At 65.8% G+C, this 24,738-nt stretch carries 21 protein-coding genes; 8 read left to right on the top strand and 13 right to left on the bottom strand.

Annotated elements, in window-relative coordinates; genetic code table 11:
• Window positions 1–47 precede the first annotated feature (47 nt).
• Window positions 48–1,499, top strand: coding sequence for a PAS domain-containing protein (locus EDF58_RS12470; RefSeq protein WP_243654216.1), 1,452 nt, complete (start codon window positions 48–50; stop codon window positions 1,497–1,499).
• A 57-nt stretch (window positions 1,500–1,556) separates the two neighbouring features.
• Here EDF58_RS12470 and fumC read toward each other — a convergent pair whose 3' ends face one another.
• Window positions 1,557–2,936 carry a class II fumarate hydratase gene (gene fumC, locus EDF58_RS12465; protein WP_132265873.1) on the bottom strand — a complete coding sequence of 460 codons (1,380 nt, stop codon included), beginning with the start codon at window positions 2,934–2,936 and terminating at the stop codon, window positions 1,557–1,559.
• Between the two features lie 285 nt (window positions 2,937–3,221).
• Between fumC and EDF58_RS12460 the strand changes: the two genes are divergently transcribed.
• A complete protein-coding gene (locus EDF58_RS12460; RefSeq protein ID WP_132265871.1) occupies window positions 3,222–5,495 on the top strand; it encodes a DPP IV N-terminal domain-containing protein in 2,274 nt (757 codons plus the stop codon).
• Window positions 5,496–5,632: 137 nt separating this feature from the next.
• Here EDF58_RS12460 and EDF58_RS12455 read toward each other — a convergent pair whose 3' ends face one another.
• Window positions 5,633–6,094 (bottom strand): EF-hand domain-containing protein, encoded by a 462-nt coding sequence (locus tag EDF58_RS12455; protein WP_132265869.1) that lies wholly within the window; start codon window positions 6,092–6,094, stop codon window positions 5,633–5,635.
• An 11-nt stretch (window positions 6,095–6,105) separates the two neighbouring features.
• Window positions 6,106–6,930 carry a DUF4198 domain-containing protein gene (locus EDF58_RS12450; protein WP_165921392.1) on the bottom strand — a complete coding sequence of 275 codons (825 nt, stop codon included), beginning with the start codon at window positions 6,928–6,930 and terminating at the stop codon, window positions 6,106–6,108.
• 186 nt (window positions 6,931–7,116) lie between these two features.
• On the opposite strand from EDF58_RS12450, the gene EDF58_RS12445 reads away from it, so the two are divergent.
• From EDF58_RS12445 to EDF58_RS12420, 6 genes are all read left to right on the top strand, one after another.
• Complete coding sequence (locus tag EDF58_RS12445) at window positions 7,117–7,830, top strand: 2OG-Fe(II) oxygenase (protein ID WP_132265865.1); 714 nt, start codon at window positions 7,117–7,119, stop codon at window positions 7,828–7,830.
• Window positions 7,820–8,476 carry a DNA oxidative demethylase AlkB gene (gene alkB, locus EDF58_RS12440; RefSeq protein WP_132265863.1) on the top strand — a complete coding sequence of 219 codons (657 nt, stop codon included), beginning with the start codon at window positions 7,820–7,822 and terminating at the stop codon, window positions 8,474–8,476. Before EDF58_RS12445 ends, alkB begins: the two co-directional genes overlap by 11 nt.
• On the top strand, window positions 8,458–9,051 hold the full coding sequence (locus tag EDF58_RS12435) for a DNA-3-methyladenine glycosylase I (RefSeq protein ID WP_132265861.1): 594 nt from the start codon (window positions 8,458–8,460) through the stop codon (window positions 9,049–9,051). The genes alkB and EDF58_RS12435 overlap by 19 nt, the downstream gene beginning before the upstream one ends.
• A gap of 65 nt (window positions 9,052–9,116) precedes the next feature.
• Window positions 9,117–9,461: a DNA-directed RNA polymerase subunit omega gene (gene rpoZ / locus EDF58_RS12430; RefSeq protein ID WP_132265859.1), complete on the top strand. Its 345-nt coding sequence runs from the start codon at window positions 9,117–9,119 to the stop codon at window positions 9,459–9,461.
• Between the two features lie 286 nt (window positions 9,462–9,747).
• The gene (locus tag EDF58_RS12425; protein ID WP_132266237.1) at window positions 9,748–10,536 is read left to right on the top strand and encodes a ParA family protein; all 789 of its coding nucleotides are present in this window, start codon (window positions 9,748–9,750) and stop codon (window positions 10,534–10,536) included.
• Window positions 10,537–10,610: 74 nt separating this feature from the next.
• The gene (locus tag EDF58_RS12420; protein WP_132265857.1) at window positions 10,611–11,651 is read left to right on the top strand and encodes a DUF3667 domain-containing protein; all 1,041 of its coding nucleotides are present in this window, start codon (window positions 10,611–10,613) and stop codon (window positions 11,649–11,651) included.
• Between the two features lie 4 nt (window positions 11,652–11,655).
• Here EDF58_RS12420 and EDF58_RS12415 read toward each other — a convergent pair whose 3' ends face one another.
• From EDF58_RS12415 to EDF58_RS12370, 10 genes are all read right to left on the bottom strand, one after another.
• Window positions 11,656–12,123 carry a hypothetical protein gene (locus EDF58_RS12415; RefSeq protein ID WP_165921391.1) on the bottom strand — a complete coding sequence of 156 codons (468 nt, stop codon included), beginning with the start codon at window positions 12,121–12,123 and terminating at the stop codon, window positions 11,656–11,658.
• A gap of 145 nt (window positions 12,124–12,268) precedes the next feature.
• Window positions 12,269–15,088, bottom strand: a complete 2,820-nt coding sequence (locus EDF58_RS25850; RefSeq protein ID WP_165921390.1) for a TonB-dependent receptor — start codon at window positions 15,086–15,088, stop codon at window positions 12,269–12,271.
• 186 nt (window positions 15,089–15,274) lie between these two features.
• Window positions 15,275–16,402 (bottom strand): alpha-hydroxy acid oxidase, encoded by a 1,128-nt coding sequence (locus EDF58_RS12405; protein WP_243654215.1) that lies wholly within the window; start codon window positions 16,400–16,402, stop codon window positions 15,275–15,277.
• Window positions 16,399–17,079, bottom strand: a complete 681-nt coding sequence (locus EDF58_RS12400) for a Fe2+-dependent dioxygenase (RefSeq protein WP_132265852.1) — start codon at window positions 17,077–17,079, stop codon at window positions 16,399–16,401. Before EDF58_RS12400 ends, EDF58_RS12405 begins: the two co-directional genes overlap by 4 nt.
• A gap of 101 nt (window positions 17,080–17,180) precedes the next feature.
• Window positions 17,181–19,586: a TonB-dependent receptor gene (locus tag EDF58_RS12395; protein WP_132265850.1), complete on the bottom strand. Its 2,406-nt coding sequence runs from the start codon at window positions 19,584–19,586 to the stop codon at window positions 17,181–17,183.
• A gap of 125 nt (window positions 19,587–19,711) precedes the next feature.
• Window positions 19,712–20,611 (bottom strand): FAD:protein FMN transferase, encoded by a 900-nt coding sequence (locus EDF58_RS12390; protein WP_132265848.1) that lies wholly within the window; start codon window positions 20,609–20,611, stop codon window positions 19,712–19,714.
• 137 nt (window positions 20,612–20,748) lie between these two features.
• Complete coding sequence (locus EDF58_RS12385; RefSeq protein ID WP_132265846.1) at window positions 20,749–21,624, bottom strand: DUF4198 domain-containing protein; 876 nt, start codon at window positions 21,622–21,624, stop codon at window positions 20,749–20,751.
• A 57-nt stretch (window positions 21,625–21,681) separates the two neighbouring features.
• Entirely contained in the window at window positions 21,682–22,185 is a 504-nt protein-coding gene (locus EDF58_RS12380) for a DUF2271 domain-containing protein (protein WP_132265844.1), read from the bottom strand.
• 15 nt (window positions 22,186–22,200) lie between these two features.
• On the bottom strand, window positions 22,201–22,980 hold the full coding sequence (locus tag EDF58_RS12375) for a PepSY-associated TM helix domain-containing protein (RefSeq protein WP_132265842.1): 780 nt from the start codon (window positions 22,978–22,980) through the stop codon (window positions 22,201–22,203).
• Between the two features lie 237 nt (window positions 22,981–23,217).
• A complete protein-coding gene (locus EDF58_RS12370) occupies window positions 23,218–24,732 on the bottom strand; it encodes a glycoside hydrolase family 27 protein (protein WP_243654214.1) in 1,515 nt (504 codons plus the stop codon).
• Between the last annotated feature and the right edge of the window lie 6 nt (window positions 24,733–24,738).

Here is a 24,738-nt window from a genome sequence, read left to right as displayed (position 1 = left end):
TGCTCTGCCATACGCGCTTCGGGCGCCGTACCGGCATGGAGCTAGGCTTGCCCATCGATCTAGAGGCGCTATTCTCACTTTCACCCAATCCCTACATCGTCCTCGACCGCGATCTCAAGATCGCGTGGATGAACGAGGCCTACCTCAGGGCCACGATGCGCCGCCGGGAAGAACTGGTGGGGCAGGGCGTGTTCCAGGCTTTCCCCAGCGAACCGGGCAGCGATAGCTACGAGATGATGCAGGCCTCCTTCGCGCGCGTCCTGGCGACCGGCGAGAAGGACGAACTGGCCCTCATCCGCTACGACATTCGCGGCGATGACGGCACGATGGAGCGCCGCTACTGGAGCGCGACCCACACCCCTTTGGCAGGTCCGGACGGCGAAGTGGCCTTCATCCTGCAGCACACCGTGGATGTGACCGAACTGCACGGCCTGCGCAAGCTGCGGGACGAGATGCACGTCATGGACCAGGCGCGCGCGGTGCAGGCGCGGAACCGCGATCTCGCCGCCGAAAGCCAGCGGATCAGGACGATGTTCGACCAGGCGCCGGGCTTCGTGGCGATCGTCGAAGGGCCCAGCCACGTCTTCACCATCGCCAACAATGCCTACCGCCGCCTGATCGCCCAGCGCGACATCGTGGGCAAGACGGTGGCCGAGTCCCTGCCCGAAGTGGTGGACCAGGGCTTCGTCGATCTGCTGGACGAGGTCTATCGCACCGGTGAACCCTATATCGGCCGCGATGTGCGCGTGGCGCTGGCCAGCGAGGAAACCGACCAGCTTGAGGATCGCTACCTGGACTTCATCTACCAGCCGATCTTCGACGAGGAAGGCAATGTCGGCCAGATCTTCGTGCAGGGTCAGGATGTCAGCGAGGAAGTGGCCGCGCTGGAGCGGCAGCAATTGCTGATCGACGAACTGAACCACCGCGTGAAGAATACCCTGGCGATCGTCCAGAGCCTGGCCACCCAGTCGTTCCGAGACATCGAAACGGCCGGCGACGCGCGCCAGATCTTCGATGCGCGCCTGCGGGCCTTGGCCCTGGCGCATGACCTCCTTACCGAGCGAAGCTGGCAGCCTGCCGAACTGGCTGCGACCGCGCGCGCAACGGTGACGGCGGCAGTCGGCGGCGCGATCGAGCGCGTCACGATCTCCGGGCCAAAAGTGCTGCTGGCGCCGCACACTTCGGTGTCCATGGCCCTGACCCTGCACGAACTGGCGACCAATGCCGTGAAATATGGCGCGCTCTCGGATGCGAAGGGGCGCATCGCCCTGGCCTGGCATCTCGAAGTGGAGGGGGACCTGGAGCGGCTCGTCATCGAATGGACCGAGCGGGACGGGCCGCCGGTCGGTCCGCCGCTGCGCCGGGGCTTCGGCACGCGGCTCGTCGAACGCAGCTTCGTGGCGGACAAGGGGCTTTCGGTGCTCGATTTCGCCCCCGGCGGGCTCCATTGCCGGATATCGCTGGTCCTGCCGAAGACCGACGAGGCCGAGGAAAGCTGAGCCGCGTCGGCGGCGCCGCTTGAGGCAACACCGTCGACTGCGCTCAAGCGGCCGGGTTCAGACCATCGTTTCCGGCCGCACCAGACGGTCGAAAGTGGCGCCGTCTACCAGGCCGAGTTCCAACGCGGCTTCGCGCAGGGTCTGCCCTTCGGCATGGGCATGCTTGGCGATCTTGGCGGCATTGTCATAGCCGATTTCGGGCGCCAGCGCGGTCACCAGCATCAGCGAGCGCTCCAGCAATTCGGAGATCCGCGTGCGGTTCGGCTCGATACCGTCCACGCAGCGTTCCGCGAAGCTGGTCATGCCCGTGGCGAGCAGTTCGATGGAGCGGATCACCGCCGCACCGATCATCGGCTTGAACACGTTCAGCTCGAAAGCGCCCTGAAGGCCGCCGACAGTTACGGCCTGATGGTTGCCGATCACCTGAGCGGAGACCATCGTCAACATCTCGCACTGGGTGGGATTGACCTTGCCCGGCATGATCGAACTGCCGGGCTCGTTCGCCGGGAGATCGAGTTCGCCCAGGCCGGATCGGGGGCCGGAACCGAGCAGGCGGATGTCGTTGGCGATCTTCGTCAGTGCGACGGCCAGGGTCGATAAGGTGCCGGAAAGCTGGACCAGGGCGTCGTTGCTGGCGAGCGCCTCGAACGTGTTCGGTGCCTTGACGAAGGCCTTGCCCGTCTGCTCGGCCAGATTGGCGGCGATATCCTCGCCGAAGTTTTCCGGCGCGTTGAGTCCGGTGCCGACGGCGGTGCCGCCCTGCGCCAGGCGCAGCACGCCCTTTTCGGCGTCGCGGATCCGCTGGTAGGCATCGCGCAGCTGTTGGACATAGCCGGAGAACTCCTGGCCCAGTGTCAGCGGCGTGGCATCCTGCAAATGCGTGCGGCCGATCTTGACGATATCCGTCCAGGCCTTGGCCTTGGCATCGAGCGACGCGGTCAGCCGGTCCAGTGCCGGCACCAGCTCTTCCTCGATCGACACGACCGCCGCGACATGCAGCGCGGTGGGGAAGCTGTCGTTGGAGGACTGGCCGCGGTTGACGTGATCGTTCGGATGGACCGGGCTCTTGCCGCCGCGCTGGCCGGAAAGGATCTCGTTGGCGCGCCCGGCAATCACTTCGTTGACGTTCATGTTGCTCTGGGTGCCGCTGCCGGTCTGCCAGATCACGAGGGGGAATTGCGCGTCCAGCTTGCCCGCAACGATTTCACCGGCGGCCGTCTCGATGGCGTCTGCCAGCTTGGCGTCGAGGCCGTGCGCGCGGTTGGCACGGGCGGCGGCCAGCTTCACCCGGGCGAGGGCGCGCACGATCGGCAAAGGCATGCGTTCGGAGGCGGCAAAGGGAAAGTTCTCGATGCTGCGCTGGGTCTGGGCGCCCCAATAAGCCTCTGCAGGAACTTCGATTTCACCGATGCTGTCGGACTCGCGACGAATATCCATGGCCGTAACCGTCTCCTCGTTGCCGGACCGCGGTATCTGGTCCGTGTTGAACCTAGGATCTCCCCCCGAGGGGTTCAATGGCGGCGAATCAATGCACCGCGGGGAGACCATGGCCGCTGTTTGAAGAAAAGCATATGCGAAGCATTAGCAATTACTGCCTGAGGTTCGGCGGTTTTCGCATGAGCCGGTCCTTGTCCTGACGGGGAGGGTAAGGTGTGCATATTGCGCCGACGGTGTAATACCGTATACGATCCTGGTTTCCATTCCTTGCCGAGGTCCTATCCCATGTCGCTTGCTGCTCGTCGTGCCCGTATCTGCGGATTGATGTTGGCGGGCTGCGCGGCGCTTGGTTCCGGGGCGGTGATTGCGGCGCCGACGCGGGCAGACCTGGAACGGTCGCTGGCGTTGCGGGAAAGCTGGCAGTATCTCACCCGCGACGTGTCCTGGCCCGCGCACTGGACGCCGGACGGAACGGCCTTTTCCTATCGCAAGACCGTGGAAGGCGGCTTCGCCTTCGAGACTGTCGAAGCCGTTTCGCAGAAGCGCAGCGCCGCGTTTGACCAGCAGCGCCTGGCCGCGAGCCTGACCGAAGCGCTGGGCCATACGGTCGCGCCGCTGCGGCTCCCTTTCGCCGAGTTCGATTATGCAGGTGATCGGCAGACCATCCAGTTCTGGCTCGACGAAGAGGGCTGGCGCTGCAAGCTGACTGACTACACCTGCCAGAAGCAGGAAGACCCGCGCCGTCCGCGGGGTTTCGGCGTGGTGCGCGATCTCTCGGTACCGGCGGACAATCATCCGCGCCTTTCGCCGGACGGCAAGTGGGAAGCCCTTGTTCAGGATGACAATCTGGTGGTCCGCGCTGCGGGGACGTCGGAGGTCGTTCGCCTCAGCAGCGATGGTTCGTCCGGCAATTTCTATGATCCCGAGACGATTGCCTGGTCGCCCGACAGCCGGCACCTGATCGCTTATCGCGTGCGTCCCGGTTTCGCGCGCCATGTCCTGCGCGTGGAGGCGGCACCGAAGGACAAGGCGCAGCCGGACCTCCAGACGCAGCTCTATCCCAAGCCCGGCGACGCCATCGACCAAGAGCAGCCGGTGCTTTTCGACATTGCTGAAAAGCGGCAGACCGTGGTCGACCCGGCATTGTTCCCCAATGCCTACGAGCTTTCCGGGGTGCGCTGGCGCGCCGACGGCAAGAGCGCCGAATTCGACTATGTCCGCCGCGGCTTCGGGCAGGCACGGATCATCGCTGTCGACGCTGCCAGCGGCGCGGCCCATGCCGCCGTCACCGAGGATGCGAAGACGTTCGTCTATGCCGACCGCCGTTTCTCGCACGACGTGAAGGGGCTGGGCGCCGAGATCGTCTGGGCTTCGGAGCGCGATGGCTGGAACCACCTCTACCTGATCGACGGCCGCACCGGCAAAGTGAAGAACCGCATCACCACCGGCCAGTGGGTGGTGCGCGACGTGGTGAAGGTGGACGACGAAAAGCGGCAGGTCTGGTTCGCCGCCAGCGGCATGACCGCCGGTGAGGACCCCTATTTCCGCCACTATTATCGCATCGATTTCGACGGCCGGAACCTCATCCCGCTCACGCCCGAGCGCGCCGACCACACCGTCAGCTTCTCTCCCGACATGCAGTTCTACGTCGATACTTATTCGCGGGTGGACCTGCCCAATGTCAGCGTGCTTCACCGTACGAGCGACGGCGCGCCGATCATGGAAGTGGCCAAGGGCGATATCAGCCGCCTCGCCGCCGCCGGCTTCCACGCGCCCGAAGTGTTCACCGCCAAGGGCCGTGACGGCAAGACCGATATCTGGGGGCTCGTCGTCCGGCCGCGCGATTACGATCCGGCGAAGAAATATCCGGTGATCGAGAACATCTACGCCGGCCCGCACGACAGCTTCGTGCCCAAGAGCTTCTGGCCTTTCGGCTACCATTCCGGCGGCGACAAGGTGATCGGCATGCAGGCGCTGGCCGACCTGGGCTTCATCGTCGTGCAGATCGACGGCATGGGCACTGCCAACCGGTCCAAGGCTTTCCAGGACGTGGCATGGAAGAACCTCCAGGATTCGGGCTTTCCCGATCGCATCCTCTGGCACAAGGCTCTCGCGGCGAAAGACCCGGCCTACGACATCGGCCGCGTCGGCATCTACGGCGCTTCGGCGGGCGGGCAGAGCACGCTCAACGCGCTGCTGTTCCATGGCGATTTCTACAAGGCCGGCGTCGCCATGGCGGGCTGCTACGACAACCGCATGGACAAGATCAGCTGGAACGAACAGTGGCTCGGATGGCCGGTGGACAAGAGCTATGCCGATGCCTCTGGCGTCGACAATGCCGCTCGGCTCCAGGGCAAGCTGTTCATGATCGTGGGTGAGCAGGACAGCAATGTCGATCCCGCCTCGACCATGCAGGTCGCCGATGCCCTCATCAAGGCGGACAAGGACTTCGACCTGCTGGTGGTGCCGGGCGGCGAGCACAGCGTCGGGCGGTCGACCGGCCCGATCGATTATGTGACGCGCCGCCTGTCCGAGTTCTTCATCCGCAGCCTGCAGTGAGGTGGCACTGGCTGGCTTCGTTCCGCTCGGAATGATGGTCCCGGACTGGACGCCGCCTCAGGCTCGGCGCGGTACCTCAGCGGAGCGGCGATAGGGCGGCCACCACGTCGCCCTATCGCGCCGCCGCGCCGGCCAGATCAGTCGGCGTCCTTGGCCGGCGTGTCGTCGGCCGAGACGAAGCCGTCGTGGTTCGTGTCGTGGCGCAGGAACATGCCCCAGCCGGTGGCGGCGAATTCCGCCGGGGAGATGCTGCCGCTCTTGTCGCTGTCGAGCACGCCGAAGCGCACTTCGGCCTGACGGAGCTGGCGGGTACGCTCTTCGGCGCGGTCCTTTTCGGGGCGCTGCGCCAGTTCGCGCTCCAGGCGCTCCCGGTAGTCGCCGACATATTCGTCATGCGAGAGCACGCCGTCGCGGTTGCGGTCCATCCGGGCGAATTCGGCGTCGCGGCCGCGCTGGAACTCTTCCTTGCTGACCTTGCCGTCACCGTCGAGATCCTGCTCCTTGATGAAGGTGGCGAGATCGTGGGAGGCAGCATGGGCCGCCGTGCTGCCGGCGAGGGTCGCGGCGATCAGGGAGGCCGCGCAGATGGCTGTCTTCATGGTATTCATCCTCAGTTGGTAACCGAATAAGTCAGGGCGTAAGTGTAGCTTCGCGCGGGCTGCGCGCCGATCACCCCGACGCGGTGGCGCGTCATCGCAAAGTAGAGACCAGGCTCCGGCGCGGAAATGGTGAAGCGTCCGCGGGCGTCGCTGGTGATGATCGGCAGCCTTCGGTTCTCGACCTGCCCGGCGCGGGCTTCTTCCACTTCGACATCGGCATTGGCGAGCGGCTTGCCGTCGAATAGCAGTTCGAATTCGGCGGGCTGTCCCGCGCGAATGAGCGATGGGTGGGTCAACGCGCGATATTCGATGCCCTTGCCGGAAGGCGCGAGTGCGGCATCGCCGGGCTTGCCGCGCGTCACATAGGCTTCGGCCTTGGTCACGCTCTGCATCTCGACCGGGACGACGCCGGCAGGAAGCGGCCGGTTCGGCGCCACGAATTCCCATGTGCCGTCGATCAGCGCGGCCTTGGCGACGCGGCCCTGCCGTTCTCCGCTGGTCAGGCGGTAAGTGCCGTCAGCGGGCAGCGGGGCTTCCAGGATCACGAGATCGCGCAGGGCCACGGGTTTCAGCGGCACCGCCTTTTCGTCCGGTCCCACCAGGTGAAAGTCATCGGACTGCATGGCGATGGTCGGCACGAAGACGTGCTCGCTGAAAGAGGCTTCCACGGTGACGTGATCCTCCTTGTCGAGCACGAAGCCGTTGGGCAGCAGGTAAGGCGAATGGGCAAGGGCCGGCGAAGCCACGAGAGTGGCGGCGGCGAGACTGCCGAGGACAGGGGCGATCGTGCTGAAGCGGTGAGAGAAGGGCATCGGGTCTTTCTCGATGATAGGCATGGCGAACTCTTGGCCATATAATCTAATGCGAATCAATAGCGATAATTGTATCCGGAGAGCAATATCGCCGTGCGGTTGCGGCATCCTCGGCACCGGCAGGAGACTCACCCGCCCGGCCATCTGCAAAGAAGTTTGACCGCAAGGATCGGATCGCTATCGCCGGGCTATGAGCTTAGGCGCTGCCCGATGATCGAAAGCACGTACTGTTCCAAGGACGCCGCCGCCTGGGCGAATGCCGAGACCCAGCTCGACGGCGAAGGATGGGCTTTGCTGCCTGGCCTCCTGGATCCAGCCGAATGTGCGCGGATCGCGGCGCTCTACGATGTTTCCGGGCCGTTTCGCAGCCATATTCACATGGCGCGGCATGGCTTTGGGCTGGGGGAATATCGCTATTTCGCTTATCCCTTGCCGGATCCGGTGCAGGCCTTGCGCAAGGCGCTCTACGCCCGCCTGGCGCCGCTTGCGAACCGCTGGAACGAGCGCATGGGCCTGACCACCCGCTTCCCGCCGGACCACGAGAGCTTCATCGCCCGCTGCCATGAGGCCGGCCAGCGCCGTCCCACCCCGCTGCTGCTGCAATACGGGCCGGGCGACTATAATTGCCTCCACCAGGACCTTTACGGCGAACATGTCTTTCCGCTGCAGGTAGCGGTCCTGCTGTCCGCGCCCGGCCGGGATTTCACCGGCGGAGAATTCGTCCTGACCGAGCAGCGACCGCGCATGCAGTCGCGGCCGATCGTGGTGCCGCTGGCTCAGGGCGACGCGGTGGTCTTCGCCGTCAACAATCGGCCGCAGCGCGGATCGCGCGGCGACTACCGCATGACCATGCGGCACGGCGTTTCCAAGCTGCATTCCGGCAAGCGGCATACTCTGGGGATCATCTTCCACGATGCAGCCTGACCTGTTCGCCGAAAGCCGCGAAGCCATCCCGCTCGGCCCCGGCGCGGTGCTGCTGGGCGGTTTCGGACTGGCTGAGGCTTCCCCGCTGCTTGCCGAGATTCCCCGCCTCGCCGCTATTTCACCGTTCCGGCACATGACGACCCGCAGCGGCGGGCGTCTGTCGGTCGCGATGTTCAATTGCGGCGAGACCGGGTGGGTCAGCGATCGCAAGGGCTACCGCTATCAGCCGCTCGATCCGGAAACGGGGTTGAACTGGCCGCCCTTGCCGCAGGCCTTCCTGTCGCTGGCCGGGCGTGCCGCAGCCAGGGCGGGATATGATGGCTTCCTGCCCGATGCCTGTCTCGTCAACCGGTACGATGCGGAGACGCGCCTCTCGCTGCACCAGGACATGGACGAGCGCGACCGGGCGGCGCCGATCGTTTCGGTGTCGCTGGGGCTTTCGGCCAGCTTCCTCTGGGGAGGCCTCGCGCGCGGTGACAAAGTGCGGCGGCACCGCGTGCACCATGGTGACGTGGTGGTCTGGGGCGGGCCCTCGCGACTGGTTTTCCACGGACTGGACAGCGTGGAGCGCGGGCACCATCCTGAGACCGGACCCTGGCGCTACAACCTCACATTCCGGAAAGCCCGATGCCGAGAGACCTCGTGACCGAAACGATCCACCGCTGCCGCTGGGCCGAGGGCGATGATCGCATGCGGGCCTATCATGACGAAGAGTGGGGCGTGCCCATCCGTGATTCCCGTGCGCTTTGGGAAAAACTGGTGCTGGACACGTTTCAGGCGGGGCTGTCGTGGCGAACGATCCTTCACAAGCGCGATGCCTTCCGTGCCGCTTTCGAGGGCTTCGATCCCCTTCGCATCGCCGCCTATGGGCCTGCCGAGATCGAGCGGCTGATGGGCGATGCCGGTATCGTCCGCTCGCGCGCCAAGATCGAGGCCACTATCCGCAACGCCCGCGGTTTTCTGGACATGCAGGAGCGGGGCGAGGATTTTTCGGCTTTCGTCTGGTCCTTCGTGGACGGCGATCCTGCCATGGGTGACGGGACCGGCAGCGCGGCGCGGTCGGCTGCGGGCGATGCGCTGTCGGCGGCGCTCAAGAAACGGGGCTTTGGCTTCGTCGGACCGGTGGTCGTCCATGCCTGGCTGCAGGCGGTGGGCGTGGTCAACGACCACGAGACGACGTGCTTTCGCAGGGACGCAGTGGCCGGCGCGCAGATTTCTTGACTTTGCCCGGATCGGGGCTTATCGGGCCAGGTTCACCGATCCACCAGATTTTATACGGAGTGCCCATGGCGCGCGTTACCGTCGAAGATTGCGTCGACAAGATTCCCAACCGCTTCGATCTGGTCCTTCTTGCCGCGCAGCGCGCGCGCGAGATTTCGGGCGGTGCGGAACTCACCCTCGAGCGCGATCGTGACAAGAATCCGGTCGTCGCCCTGCGCGAAATCGCCGAGGAAACCGTCACCCCTTCGATCCTCAAGGAAACGCTGGTCACCTCGATGCAGCGCGTCCTGCCGGACGACGACGACGAGATGGACGAAATCGGCTCGCTCAGCCAGTCGGCCGAAGCCCTGCGCATCACGGCCTCGGCTCCGACCCGCAACACCTCGCTCGGCGGCGACTACGACGGCTGATTTTCCGGGCTGACCGGGAAACCGGATTCAGCCCTTTCAGTCGATCCCGCGGCATCTTCGGCCCGCGCTTCCTTCCGGTTCTCCCATGCAGTGCAGACTGCGGGAGATCGGATGAAAGCGCGGGCCGTGCCCGTTTGGCTGGGCGGCCATTCGTTCCGTTCGAATGCCCTGGGCCATAATACCAAGGTTCGCGGTTGACGGATGGGCCGTGACGGGCAACGATCTCCGCGTGGCTGGAAAGAAGAACAAGTTGCCCCGGATCGCCGGCGGATCGGTGCGGGCGCGGATGCTGTCGGCAGTCGCGCGTGAGGACGAGGATGAGGGGCCACGTCCGGAAAACAGCGCAACGATCGCCATCTACAGCGTGAAAGGCGGCGTCGGTAAAACGACGTTCGCTGCCAACCTGGCCTGGTGTTCGGCGCAGGACGGGCATTCGACCTTGCTCTGGGACCTCGACGCAGCGGGCGGCTCCGGGTTTCTCTATGGCCTCGAACCCAAGGGTTCGGGACTGGCCGAGGATGTTTTCTCGCGCGATCGATCGCCCACGCGCCTGATCCAGCGCACAGCCTGGGACGGGATCGACGTTCTTCCTGCAGACGAAAGCATTCGCGCGCTCGACGCCCAGCTGGTGCGCATCGGCAAACGTCGGCGCCTGGCCAAGCTCACGGAGGAACTGGCCGGAAACTACGCCCGGATCGTGCTCGATTGCCCTCCGGTGATGAACGAGCTGTCCGCGCAAGTGGTCCGCGCGGCCGATCTGGTGATCGTGCCGCTGCCGCCATCGCCGCTTTCGGCACGCGCCTTCGATCTGGTCGTGCGCGAGATTGCGGGCAATACCCGGCGTCATCCGCCGATCCTGCCCGTGCTGTCCATGCTGGATCTGCGGCGCGCCCTTCACAAGCAGGCGCGCGACGCCAACCCCAATTGGCCGACCGTACCTTATGCCAGCGCGGTGGAACAATGCGCGGTGCACCGCCAGCCCGTCGGCGCGCATTCCCCGCAAAGCCCTGCGGCGCAGCAGTTTGCCCGGCTGTGGAATGCCATCGAAGCCAAACTCGCCGAGCGGCGGGTCTGACGCGGGCTTCTCCGGAACGACTGTTCAGGGCGGCGACAACGCGGTAGGTTCATCGGCGTTTCAGGGGGAAACGCATGAACGGGATCTCGGAAAGTCTCGCGGAAATCGGCCAGGGCACTTTGACTGCCACTGCCGTGGACCCGGCGCAAGCGAGCCAGGGCCATACGCATGAGACGGCCTGCCTCAATTGCGGAACGTCTCTGATCGGTACGCATTGCCACGCTTGCGGCCAGGCGGCCCATGTCCATCGCAGTCTGGGCGCTTTCTTCCACGACCTGCTGCACGGCGTGTTTCATTTCGAGGGGAGGATCTGGCGGACGCTGCCGATGCTCGCCTGGCGGCCCGGGCGGCTGACCCGCGAATATATCGATGGGCGGCGCGCCAGCTATGTCTCGCCGATCGCGCTGTTCCTGTTCAGCGTGTTCCTGATGTTCGCGGTCTTCCACGCGCTCGAAGGCAGTGAGGGCGGCGAAACGCCGGCCGTTCGCAGCGGCGATCTCGACAAGGCGATCAGCGGCACCGAGGCCGAACTCGGCGTCTTGAAGGCCCAGCGGCAGAAACTGAAGGACGGCCGTGCCGATACGGGCGACTTGGACCGCCGTATCGACGGCAGGGAGCAGGCGCTGGAGGCGATGAAGGACACCCGCTCCGCCATTGCCGAAAATATTCCCGATACCCGGCGGTTCAGCGATTTCCACCAGATCGACAAGGCCATCAGGAAGTTCAAGAAGAACCCCGAACTCGCCGCTTACAAGCTTCAGACTTACGCCTACAAGTACAGCTGGGCACTGATCCCTATTTCTGTGCCGTTCCTGTGGTTGCTGTTTCCGTTCAGTCGGCGGTTTCACCTCTACGACCATACGGTTTTCGTCACTTACTCGCTCTGTTTCATGACGATGCTGGTGATTCTCGGCATGGTGATGGACTGGCTCGGCGCCAATGCACTGTTGGCCGTGCTGTTCTTTCTCCCGCCGATCCACATGTTCCGGCAATTGCGCGGGGCTTACGGCCTGGGCCGTTTCGGCGCCTTGTGGCGGACGGTGCTGCTCGTCTGGTTCTCCTCGACGGCGCTGATCATCTTCTTCGTGATGATCATGGCACAGATCAGCCTCTGATCGGTCAGGATGGGCTTTCGGTGAGCGCTCTGGCCCGGCGGGTCTGCTTGAGCGTCAAGGCGACCATGATCCGGGTCGAGCGGATCGCGAGATCCAGCAAGCGGCCGCGCGGCTCTTCGCAGGGGAGAGCGGCGGCGCGGGTCGCGGGTCCTTCCAGCAGAGCCACCATCAGCCGTTCGTCCGGGGAGAGGCTATGCGACCTGCCCACCCGGAACGGGCGGCCGAGCGCGCCTTCGAACAGGAGGCAGAAGCTGTCGATCACCGGCGCCAGCACGACGCAGTCCAGTGTATCCAGGCACGAGGCGAGCGACGGCTGTGTGGGGCGATCCTGTCCGCGAGCGTGCCGCCAGCACCGCGCCGCATCGACCAGCACGCTCGGTGGCAGCATGGCCGAGAGGTGAGCGGGTGCGAGCGGAGCAGGTGCAGGCCGGATTGGTGAAGGCCGGATTGGTGAAGGAAAGTGGAAGGTCATCGTCAGGCACTCCAGATCGCCAAATCAATGCTATTGCAAATCATTCGCAAATACTAGCCTTAACTTTCCCTTCCCGATGCCGTTCGCTTCAAGCTTCGATCCGGCGAGGCGAAGGCGGCGGATCGGGCCGCCTTCGCCCTGTCGTTCAGAACCGGGTGTTGCCGGCCGAGCGCTGCTGGCCTCCGGGAGGTCCGGTGAAGAAGAGCTTGCGGAATGTGATCTGGAAAGCCCGGCCTACCGGGTCGAGGTAGTAAGGCGAATAGGCCAGCGGCGTATTGCCGTTGCCGTCCCGCACTTTCTGGCGCGCATCGAACAGGTTGGCGACGGAGAATGTCACCCGCGCCCCGCGCAGGAAGGGTATCTTGTCCACCAGCTTGGGCTGCTGGCCCAGGTCTGCAAAGAGGCGCAAGTCGAACTTGGCGAAATCCTCGAAACGAAGTTGGGTGGTGGGATAGCCGTCCACGCCGTCGACCGTGGTGCCGCTCTGCCAGCTGCCGGTGAGGCGCAGGCCCAGCCCGCTCTGGGAATAGCCGCTCTGAAGTTCCAGCTTGTGGCGCGGGGTGCCGCCGCTGCTGGCGCCGATCGTGCCGCCGTCGAGCAGGTCGATCTCGGGTTGCCCTTCGCGCAGCACGACGCGGTCCGAGAAGACCCAGGTGTGATAGAGCGAGAACGTCAAGCGTCCGCCGCGTCCGCCCCCACCGCCGAACCCGCCGCCGCCGAAACCGCCGCGACCGCCGAAACCACCGCCGCCCGGGCCGCGTCCTTCGCCGCCACTCCGGCCTTCGCCGCCGCCAGCCTCCGTCCCGCCGCTGTTGCCGGGTGCACTCGCCGCTGCATCGGGCGAGGCGCCGCCCGGCGCGTCACGCCCGGCTGCGGCGGTGTCGCCCTCGCCGGGAGGCGGCGGGGGGGCATCGTTGTCACCCCCGCGGCGACCGGGAAAGCCGTTCGGGAAGCGCTTGCGCATGCTTTCGCGCATGGCATCGATCTGCGATTGCGGCGTCTTGAGCGACTTGGTGAAGGTGATGCCCATGCGCAGCTGGGACTTGTCCTCGCTGGCGATGTTGATCGGTCGCAGGTCCACGGCGACCAGTTCGCCGTCGGCATCGCGGGCGAAGCGTTCGGGGAAGGCGGCGACCACGGCCGGGGTCGCGCCGGGCAGGGCGGTCACCTGATTGCGCTGCCAGGTGCGGTTATAGTCGAGGTTGAGCGTGATGTTGGGATCGTTCAGCCGGAACGTCCCGCCCAGTCTGAAATTGCGCATGCCCGCCGCTTTCAGGTCGGGATTGCCGCCGGTCACTGCCGTCACCCGCACGGATTCGCCGCGCGTATAGTCGAAGATGTCGACATTGGCCGTAGTGATAACGGCGCCGCCGAGCTGTGCGGCCGTGGGGGCGTTCTGGTCGTCGCGGTAGCTGGCGATCAGGCTGAACTGGCTCGTGGGGTTCCAGGTCAGGCCGCCGCCGAACGTGCGCAAGGTTCCGAAATCGCCGATCTGGCGCACGGCGGCATTGGCGTTGAGCGAGATCCGGCCCGCACCCGGGAACAGCGGCACGGCGCGGCTGCTGAGCGGAATGTCGATGTTGATGGAGGCCTCGCCCTGGTCGCGGCCGACGCTGGTGGGCTGGGAGATGCCGAGGCGGGTCACCGTGCCGTCCGAACGGTCGAGATTGCCGCCCAGCTTCATCGTCGTGTTCACGGCGCCCGCGGGCAGTTGCAGGGGCGAGGTGGTGGCGACGAGGTTGAGTTCGGCGCTGTCGGTGGAATTGCGCGTCTGGTTCACCGGCAGGAAGTCGAGGAATTCCCCCGCTACCGGCAGGGAGGGATCGGCCAGCGGATCACCCGCGGCTACGGCTGCTGCATAGTCGGCCAGGTTCAGCGGCCGCTGCTGGATCGAGCGGGTGTCGCTGTGGTCGTAGTTGCCGATTACGCTCCACTGCCATTTCTGGGTGGTGCCGTTCAGCGTCAGCCCGAGGTGGCCGGTCTGGGTGCTGTTGCTGTTGCGCAAGGGCGAAAGCCCGTCGACGGTCGGCAGGAAGCTCTCGTCCGCGGTGCCGCTGGCATAAGGGCTGCCGCCGGGGATGGTGACGTTGGGCACCGCGCTGCCGCGCAAAGCCTGGGTGTCGGTGGTGGTGGCCTCGCCGTTGAGCGTGGCGATCCAGACATGGGATAGCGGCTTGGCCCAGGTTCCGGTGAGCGTCAGCGCTTCCGATTCCGGGCGAAGCGTGCGGTTGTTGCCGTCGCCGCCGCTCGTGGCCAGGCCGCGCTGGGCCTCGGTGATCGGATTGGCGTGCGAATAGTTGGCGTCGATATTGACGCGTTCGCCGCGGCGGATCGCCAGGAAATCGCCCTTGGTATTGACGCCCAGCCCGTCGCCCTGGGTGCCGAGCTTGCCGCCGCCTTCGATGGCGAAGGCGCGGAAACGCTGGCGCAGGATGATGTTGACGACCTTCTGAGTGGCCGAATAACCATACTTTAGGGCCACTTCCTCGGGCAGGATCTCGACGCGCTGGATCGCCTCGGTCGGGATCGTTCCAACTTCGCGGAAGCTGGCGATGCGACGGCCTTCCAGCAGCACGACCGGCGCACCGCCGCCTGCGCTCTCGGTTTGCGGCGCCAGTTCTTCGAGCAGCTCGGTGACACTGGAAACACCCAGGGCGCGCACGTCGCCGGCATTGAAAGTCACTTCGGGCGCGATATCGCCGATCACCGAGCCGCGGGGTTTCTGCCCGGCGACGACGATCTCGAATTCTTCGCCGCTTTCCTCGGGGGCGGCGTGGACCGGAGCGCTCGCTACAGGGGCGCTCGTCGTGGGAGCATTCGCCGCAGGTATATTCGTCGCAGGTGTTTGTTGGGCCGGTGTGGACGCCGAATTCGCGGCAGTGCCGGAAGTCGATTGCGCATGAGCAGAGACGACAGGCCACGCCACCAGGGCGGCCGACGCCAGCAGACCGAAACGGAGTCGCACCACTTTCGTAATTCCCTCATCTTGTTTTGTTGCTGCCATGACAAAGTTCGCGCCCTTTGGGGCGTCTCAATTTGTATTAATTGGTGACAGCGTCGCACCACTTGCCGCCTCGCCTAACCGAGCGGCGGGGGTGGCATGCCTTTGCGGAGATTTACGGGAGATGAGTGGGCGCGGGAAAGCGCGGTATCACGCGCCGGAAAGGGTAATGACTCGCTCCCGCGTGATATCGGCAAGCCTGGGGCAGCCGAGCCCTGCCATGGTCACTTCCAGCTCGGTGCGCAGCAGGTGGATCGCATGGGCGACCCCCGGCATTCCGGCGACTGCCAGGGCGTGCATCTGCGGCCTGCCGATCAGCACGGAGCGGGCGCCGAGCGCCAGAGCCTTGACCATGTCCGTGCCCGACCGGAATCCGCCATCCACCAACAGCGGTATGCGGCCGTCCACCGCGGCCGCCACATCCTCGATCATGTCGAGCGCACTCGGCAGCCCGTCGAGCACCCGGCCGCCGTGGTTCGAGACGATCAGGCCGTCCGCGCCGAGGTCCACGGCGCGGCGGGCGTCTTCGCCCAGGACCATGCCCTTGACCAGGATCGGCAGGCGCGTCGCTTCGCGAAGCCAGGCCAGGTCCTCCCAGCGCGGCGCGGCATCGGCCAGCGGTGTGCCGAGCAGGATGCGCCCGCCCGGGGTGGCGGTATGGCGGGGCATCGGCATGCCGGCGAGGTTCGCCGCGGAGACCCCCGGCGGCAGGGTCATGCCGGAGAGCTTGATCGCCGCATCGATGGTGAGCACGATCGCTTCGTAACCGGCGGCTTCCGCGCGCCGGACCAGATCGAGGCTGTGGCGGCGGTCCGGCTGAAGGTAGAGCTGGAACCACAAGGGCGCTCCGTCCTTGCCGAGTTCGCCGGCGAAGGAACGGCCCGCTTCGGCAATCTCCTCCAGCGTGAAGCTGGCAAGCGTGCTGACGATCATGCCGGTGTCGAGCGCCGTGGCGGCGCGGACGACCGCCAGTTCACCGTCGGGATGGGCCAGGCGCTGATAGGCCAGCGGGGCCAGCATCAGCGGGGCTGCGTGACGGCGTCCGAACAGGTCGAGCGCAGTCTCGCCGCCGCGCAGGTCCGCCATGGCGCGGGGGAGTAAACCCCGGCGGGCGAAAGCGGTGCGGTTGAGGCGCAGCGTCTGCCCTTCGCCCGAGCCTTCCTCCAGATGGTGCCAGGCCTCGACCGTGAAGTGATCGGCCGCGCGGCGGGCATAGTCGGCAAGGCTGCGCAAGTCCGCCGGGATCTGCGTCAAAGGCGGCAAGGGGCGCTCGCTCACGTCGAGGACCATTGGCGCAGGAGGTTGTGGTAGACCTGCGTGAGCGTGTCGACCGAGGCGTGTTCCGGATGATCGACGGCGACGCCCTGGATCGCGCCGTCGAGTTCGAGCAGCAGCCGGCGGCGTTCGGGCGAGGCGACGAAGCTCTGGGTCCAGAAGAACGAAACGAGGCGCGTGCCGCGCGTCACCGGGGCGACGCGGTGCAGGCTGCTGCCGGGATAGACGACCAGGTGCCCGGCCGGCAGCTTGACGCTGTGGGTGCCGAACATGTCCTCTATCACCAGCTCGCCGCCGTCATAGGTCTCGGGGTCGCTGAGGAACAGGGTGCCGGAGATGTCGCTGCGCAAGTGCTCGCCGGTTCCGGGGATCGGGAAGATCGCATTGTCGACGTGGTTGCCGTAATGCCCGCGCCCGTCGTAGCGGCTGAAGCGGGGCTGGAGCACCCGCTGCGGCAGGGCGGCGGCGATGAACAGCGGCGTCTGCATGAGCCGCGCCAGCACGCGGTCGGCAAGTTGCTTTGCCAGGGGTTGGCCGAGCGGAAGCTGCTCGTTTTCCTTGACCTGCGCTGCGCGGTGACCGGCCGTTGCGCGGCCGTCCGCCCAATCGGCGCCTTCGAGTGCTGTGCGAATTTCGCGCACTTCCTGGGGCGAGAAAAGCTCTGGAATTTCGATGACCATGCGGCTTCTCTTGCCGAATTCCCGGGCGCTGGCAATCGCTGCGAATGAATTGCAGGAACCCGGCGGACGCCCGAGGGCGCCCGCCGGGCCGTTGGGACCTGTTACATCTTCGCCGTGAGGGTCAGCACTGCCGAGCGGGCATCGCCGGGCGTGGCCCAGCCCACACCGTTGCCGCGGATGCGGGTGTAGTAGAGCTTGTCGCCGATGTTCTTCACGTTGAGCTGCGCCGAGAAGTTGGGCGAGAAGTCATAGGCCAGGTAGGCCTGGTGGATCAGGAAGTCGTCGGACTTGACGGCACCTGCGGTCGGCGTTGCCACGGCAAGGACGAAGCCGTCCTGGTACGTGAGGCCGTAGCCCACGGTGAGGCCGAAGGGCAGGCGGTAAGTGGTGAAGAGGCTGCCCGAGTTCTTGGGCGTCTGGGGCAGGTACTGCCCGCCGCCCGGGTTCGGATTGGCGGGGCTGTTGGTGCAGGTTCCGGTTCCGGGGTTCGCGAGGCACGCATCGGAGACGGACTGCAGCAGCTTCGACTTGAGATAGGTATAGTTCGCCGTGATCGTCCAGGCCGGGGTAATCGTGCCCGAGGCGCCGAGCGCAATGCCGTCCACGCGCGACTTGCCATCGAGCTGCTGGTCGGGAACGGTCGGATCGCCGGAGATGACGGCGTATTTGTCGCGCTCGTTGCGGAAGGCCGAGGCGGTCAGCAGCAGGCCGCCGTCGAACAGCTCGCCCTTGACGCCGATCTCATAGTTTTTCGCCGATTCCGGATTGACGTTGCAGGTCGAGGAGGTCGCCCCGTTCTCGCCGGAATTCGTGCAGGCACCGTTGACCGAGTTCTTGGAAGGGGTGCGGGAATTGCCGTAGGCCGCGTAGATGCTGACCTCCTCGACCGGCTTGTAGTTCAGGCCCACGCGGTAGGAGAACAGCGTGTCGGCATTGCGGGTCCTGATGCCCGGCGTCACCTGGCCCTGGGTCACGGTCGCCGTGGTGGAGGGCGCTATCGCATCGGTGCGGGTGGTGCCCACATTGCGCTCCACGCGGGCACCTGCGCTGAGTTCGAACTTGCCCAGCTTCATCGTGTCAAACAGGTAGCCTGCGACGTTGGTCTGCTCACCCACGGTGTGGCCGGTCCGGATGAAATTGACCGGGCCGGTGTAGACATTGCTGCCATACGTGAAGTTCGCGGAGGCCGGGCCGGCGATGACCTCGTTAGGATTGTCGATATTCATGAGCGGCAGGCGGGCGAAGGCGGCCGTGCCATCGGCATTGCGCAGGACATTGCCGTTGTAGAGGTCATACTTTTCCCAGGTCGCCGCGCCGCCGATGTCGATGGTGTGCTCGATCGCGCCGGTGTTGAACACCGCCTTGAGGTCGATCTGGTCGAACATCAGCTGGTTGCGGGTATCGCGCGTCGTGCCGCGCGGCCCGGTGGGATAGTAGTAGCCCGCCGGAACCGGTGTCGAGATCCCGGTGACCGTGCAGGCCGCGCCGGTCGGGGTCACGCCGCTGGCCAGGCACCAGGTGCCCTGCGGCGGATCGACTTGCGTCAGCTGGCGCGAATCCTGCCAGCGGGCAAGGTTGCGGACCGAGACGGTGTCGCTCACCTCATGCTCGAAGATCGCGGTGAGCTGGTCGACGTTGATGCGCTGCTTGTCGACATTGCGGAAGCCGAAATAGTCGCTGCGATGAACGCCCGGCAGACCCGATCCCGCGTAGTAGGGCACGCCGTACTGGGGAATGTTCCGGTCTTCCTGGTGGTTGTATTGCAGCGTGAGGCTGGTCGGGCTGTCGATGCCGATCGTGACCGAGGGCGCCACGCCCCAGCGCTTGTAGTCCTCGACATCCCGGCCGGGCACGTCGTTGCGGTGCCACATGGCGTTGAGGCGGAAAGCCACGAGGTCGTTGACGCGCTTGTTGAGATCGACGGTGGCGCGATAGTAGTTGTCAGTGCCGATCCCGGCCGTCGCCAGGTACGCATCGTCGGCCTTCGGCCGCTTGGTGACGATGTTGATGTTGCCGCCCGTCGAACCGGCGCCGGAAATCACCGAATTGGCGCCATTCGTCACCTCGATCTGTTCGAGGTTGTAGGAATCGGTGCGGGTGATCTGGGCGCTGTCGCGCACGCCGTCGACCGTGATGTCGTTGCTGGCGCTGTATCCGCGGAAGGTGATGTTGTCGCCGGGTCCGGTGCCGCCTTCACCGGCGCCGAAGGTGATGCCGGGAACCGTCGAGAGGACGTCGCGCAAGGTGAGCAGGTTCTGCTGCTCGATCACTTCACCCGAAAGCACGGTGATCGTCTGCGGCGTGTCGAGGACGGGGCGCGTGCGCTTCGGCGATTCCAGCACGCGACCGGGCTTCTCGTCGATTGCGGTATCGCTGACGGTCACGCCGCCCAGCACGCGCTGTCCATCAGCCTGCTGGGCCTGCGCGGCGGGGGCAAGAGCCGGGGCGATACACGAAAGCGCGAGGAAAGTGCGGCGCGCAGCCGCCGACGAAGGCTTGAAAGACATAATTCCCCTCATGACCGGATAATTCCGTTGCCGCTTCCGATAATGAGAGTCATTCGCATTCGCAATATGCTTTGTTACATTTGTATCGCTTTTGTTGCAAACGCGCCCCGGCGTTGGCTGACGCTTCAGGAAGGGGCGGTTTCGTTGTCGCCGACGATGAGTTCTTGAAGCGCCGGGCTGAGCCATTCCTGGATCCCATCGGCACTGCGGATCAACGCACGGACCGCAAGGTTCTGCCGCAAGGCCAGAGCGCGCATGGCGTCCGCAGGCTCGACGCAGAGCGCGGTCGCCCAGGCATCGGCGAGCATGGCGGAGCGATGGACGACGCTGACTGCCATGGCCGTCTCGACCGGAATCCCGGTGCGCGGATCTATCGTATGACGCCCGCGAACGTAGTCGCCCGATGTCGCGACGGCGAGTTGGTGCAGGGCGATACGCAAGGGCGCGACCCCAGCTGCGGGCGTCTCCAGGTCGACCCACCAGGGATCGCCGTCCGGCCGCAGCCCGGCGCCCACCAGCTCGCCGCCGATCTCGACGAGGAAATGGCTGCAACCCCGTCGCCGCAGGAGCGCGGCCAGCGCGTCGACGGCATAGCCCTTGGCAATGCCCGAGAGATCCAGGCGCAGGCCGCCCGGTTGCCGGAGCCGCTGCCGATCGTGGTCGAAGTCCAGGCGGCGATAGCCCGAGAGCTGGCGCGCACGGGACAAGGCCTCGGCAGAGGGCGGTCCGGCGACCCCCGCTGGCCCATGGCCCCAGAGATCGACGAGGCACCCGATGGCCGGATCGAAAGCGCCCGCGCAGACTTCGGCGACCGCCAAGGCCGCCGTCATCACGGCAGCGAAGTCCTGCGGCAGCGCGGTCCAGGTTCCGGCGGCAGAGCGATTGAAGCCGCCGAGCACGGAGTCCGCCCGCCAGTGGCTCATCTGCGCTAGAATGTCTTCAAGCCGGGCGGCGATGGCGGCGTCCAGTCCGACCCGGTCGAGGCCGACGGGAGCGGCGAGGCGCAGGCGCCAGTTCGTCCCCATCGTCTCTCCGGCGAGATCGACGACGGGAGAGTCCTGAAGCCAATCGGCCAGGCAGGCGGCGTCGATCTCGAGCGGGACGGCCAGGCGCGGGATTGTCCCCGCGCCTGGTGCGATCGGCCTGGAAACGTCGTTGCCGATCAGGGCGCGACGACTTCCACGGTGGCCGTGTAGCTCATCCGGCGCTCGCTCGCGCGCTTCTCGCTGGGCTTGGCGTCTGCGGCGCTGGCGTTGATCCAGTACATCCCGGCAACCGGCCACTTGACGTGCAGCACGCCGTCGGCGCCCGTCGTCAGTTCCTGCGCCTGCTCTGCCTCGCGGTACTTCTTGCTGCCCGGCACGACCGTGACTTTCACCCCGGCGGCGGGCTTGCCGTCGACCAGGAAGCGGAACTGGCCTTCCTCGTTGGAGACCAGTTCGTCGGGGTGCGTGATCGGCTCGATCTCGAGGCCTTTGCCGGTCGCCGTGAACACGGTCTTGGTGGGGGCGTCGGCGGTGACGTAGATGTAGTTGGCGGCAAGCGTCTCGACGAGCTTCACGTCGGTGGCATTGGCGGGGATGTCGGCGACATTCTCGACCCGCCGGGCAGGAGCGCCGCCCTGAGCGCCGGGGCCACCGGCACCGGGCGCACCCATCGGCCTGCCGCGGCCGCCGAGGCGCCACTCCTCGCCATTCACCTTGAAGGTGCCCATGACGCCGGAGCGCTGAGTGCCGATCTTCCACGTTCCGGGCTTGTCGATCTTCACGTCGAAGGTCGAACGGTAGCGCCCCGTGGCGGGGTTCTCGAGCTTGCCCACACTGCCGTCCGGTGCCCAGACGGTGACCTGGTCAGGGCTCATCGGGAAGTGATCGGGGTAGAACAGGTCGTTGGAGACGGCGGCGTCCACGGTCACGTATTCATCGGTTCCCGCTACCGTGGTCGTGGACGGCAGAAGCCACTGGCGATGGGCCGAGGCGGGCGAAGCAAGAACCGCAGCGACGGCGGCGGAGGCGATCAGGATATGGTTTCTACGCATTGAAAATCCTTGAAGATCGTATTCCATTATGCTGGAAAACAGGGAAAATTGCGCTGATCAACGTACAGTGACGGCACCCAGCTCGCTGCTGCCGGAGGCCGAGCCGCCCTTCTTCACGGGAACCGAAATCGGCACCGAAACGAGTTCGCGTCCGCCCGTCTCGCGCGCAGCTTCGACCTTGAGGACATAATCGCCGGGGGCAAGGTTGGCGGGGAGAGGGACCTGGTAGGTCCCCGGTGCGCGGGTGGCGCCGCTAAGGCCATCGGCGGGGAGCTGCATCGAGCGGCCGCCCTTGCGCCACCAGGTGCGCAAGTCGGCCAGCCACTTGGTGCCGGACTCGCGACCGGCCTTCTTGACGTCGTACCAGACGAAGACCGTTCGCGCGGCGCCTCCAGCGGCCGGTTCCAGCCAGCCAACCACGTAAGGCCGGTGGTATTCCGCGACATTGACGCGCGGGATGGTGATGCTGACCGTGGCGGCAGCGGCCGGGGCGGCCATCGTGCCGGCGACGAGCGCCGGGGCCATCAGGGAAAGCGCGGGCATTACCTTCGATGTCGTCATCGGTGCCTTCTTGTCTCAGTGGATGAATATCAGGGCGATCGCGAGCGGGATCAGCAGGCTCAGCCCCACCAGCGGCCAGGTCGAGGGCCGATGCCTGGCGTGAAGCTGGAGCAGGAACAGGCCCGTCACCGTGAAGATCACGCAGGCCGCCGCGAAGAGATCGATGAACCAGAACCACACGGAGCCGGTGTTGCGGCCCTTGTGCAGGTCATTCAGATAGGAAATCGCGCCGCGCCGCGTCACCTCGGCGGAAACGGCGCCGTTCGAACGGTCGATGCTGACCCAGGCATCGCGGCCCGGGCCGGGCATGGCGACATAGACCTCGTCTTCGGCCGACCAGTCCGCCGCGAAGCCCGAGGGATCGAGCGGAACGGCTGCCGCCACGGCTTTCGCCACTTCGGGGGGGAGTGCCAGGTTCCCGTCGCCCGGGGGCGGCAGGCGGCGCAGGAGGGAAGGTGCGATCTTGCCCTGGCTTTGCACGACTTGCGGTTCGGCGCCGATCGAGGCGGCGTGGTTGAGCGTGATGCCGGTGATCGCGAAAAGGAACATGCCGGCCAGCGAAACGGCCGCGCTTACCCAATGCCACGTATGCAGCTGCTTGAGCCAGAAGGCGCGCGCCTTCTTGTTTTTCTTCTTGCTCGAAGCGCTCTGCCGGGCAGGCTTCGTCGAGCGACCGGAAGATGCGTGCGACGCGGGCGAAGATGCTCTGCCTAGCCCGTCGGAGGACTCCGGGTCCACCTTGTCCAGCACTTCGAGAGTTTCGCCCTGGCCGCCCAACTCGCTCGTTTCCCTCATGAAGAGGGGGCATGCGCGGCGATGCGAATATCGAATCCCGGCCCCCTCATGGCCGAGCCATTACTGCAAGTGCGAATGCCTCGCAATAACAAAGACTGCCGTGATGATAAGGATCGCTGCTGCGACCCTGGACCAAGGTGACATGCCGGCCCACGCAAGGAGGACTTGCTCCCGCGCGGGCCGGCATGTCGACTTAGAACGTCAGTTAGAAATCAACCTGAACCAGCTGATTTAAAGTCATTGTTTCAAAGTCAGCATCACGGCACCGCGGGGTGGAACCGTGTAGCTGGAGGGCAGCCTGGACGATTTCGCGCCGGTCCAAAGATCCTCCACCTGAGAAACGGTGGCAAGAGCGGCATCGGCCGGGGTAAGGGCCAGCGAAGCGGCGGTATCGCCGCGGTTGAACAGGGCCAGGGCGACCTGACCATTGGCCAGCGGCTTGGCCCATACTTCCATGGAGCCCACTTTGCGCACGGCCTTGCCCTGTACGCCCTTGGCATCCTGGTCCACGGCGATGACGCGGCGATTGGTAAGCATGGCCAGCGTGGCGGCATCGGTTTCGCGCAAGTCATGGCCCATCATCAGCGGCGCGGCGGACATGGCCCAGAGTGTCATGTGAGTGCGATATTCGTCCGCCGACATCCCGCCATTGCCGACTTCCAGCATGTCCGGATCGTTCCAGCCATGCGGGCCGGCCCATTCGGGCTTGCCGTTCTTGTCGAACCCGATCTTCGCCATCGTCGGATAGTCGTCGGTAATGTCGCCCGTCGTTCGCCAGAGCTGTCCGCCAACATCGCGGCCCCAGCTGCCCACGTCGAAGCGGCCATATTCGCAGAGCGAGAAAATGAACTCGCGGCCCGTGGCCTGGAGCGCCGCGCCCATCTCATAGTAGCTGCGCTTCACGGTGTCCGCGTCGTCATAGAACCATTCGCCGGAGCACAAGTCGTACTTCAGGTAATCGAAGCCCCAGTCAGCGAACGTCCGGGCGTCGGTCTTGACGTGGCCGTAGCTGCCTTCAAAGCCAGCGCATGTGCGGGGACCCTGCGAAGAGTAGATGCCGATCTTCAGGCCCTTGGAATGGACGTAGTCGGTCAGGGCCTTCATGTCCGGGAACTTGGCGTTGGGCTGGAGCACGCCATTGGCGTCGCGCTTGCCTTGCCAGCCGTCATCGATGTTGACGTAGAGGTAACCGGCATCGCGAAGGCCCGATGAAACCATGGCATCCGCCATGGCGCGCACGGTCTTGTCGTCGATATGTTCGGCGAACTTGTTCCAACTGCTCCAGCCCATCGGCGGGGTGGCGGCGAGCGGGCTGGGGATCGGGGCGCCGAGCGGTGGCAGTGCCGCGAACTGGAAGGCGCGGGCTTTTGCCTCGGCAGCCTTGCCGCGACGGCCCTTGCTGTCGACGTCGGTTTCCCAGATCCGCCCCTTGAGGTGTGCCTGGCCGTCCTCCAGCGCGACGCTCCAGGGGCGGGTGAGGTGTTCCCTGTCGTTGAGGTTTCGGGCCTCGAACTTCAGCTCGCCGTTCTCGACGCGCGGGTTGATCATCTCGACCGGGCCGTACCACTTGGTGGTGACTTTGCCCTCGATCCTGCCGCCCCGGGAGGTGACTTCCATCATCGTCACGCCGGGTGTGGGCGGGGTATCCTCGAACACCCAGACTCCGTCATAGGCGGTCTTTGCCAAGGCTGGCGAGGCAAGGGAAAGGCTGGTGCCGAGAAGGGCAGCGGCCATGAAAAGGGCGCGTTTCATCGCGAT

This window comes from Novosphingobium sp. PhB57 (assembly GCF_004342985.1).
GTDB lineage: Bacteria > Pseudomonadota > Alphaproteobacteria > Sphingomonadales > Sphingomonadaceae > Novosphingobium.
This window is presented reverse-complemented; position numbering and strand designations above follow the sequence as displayed.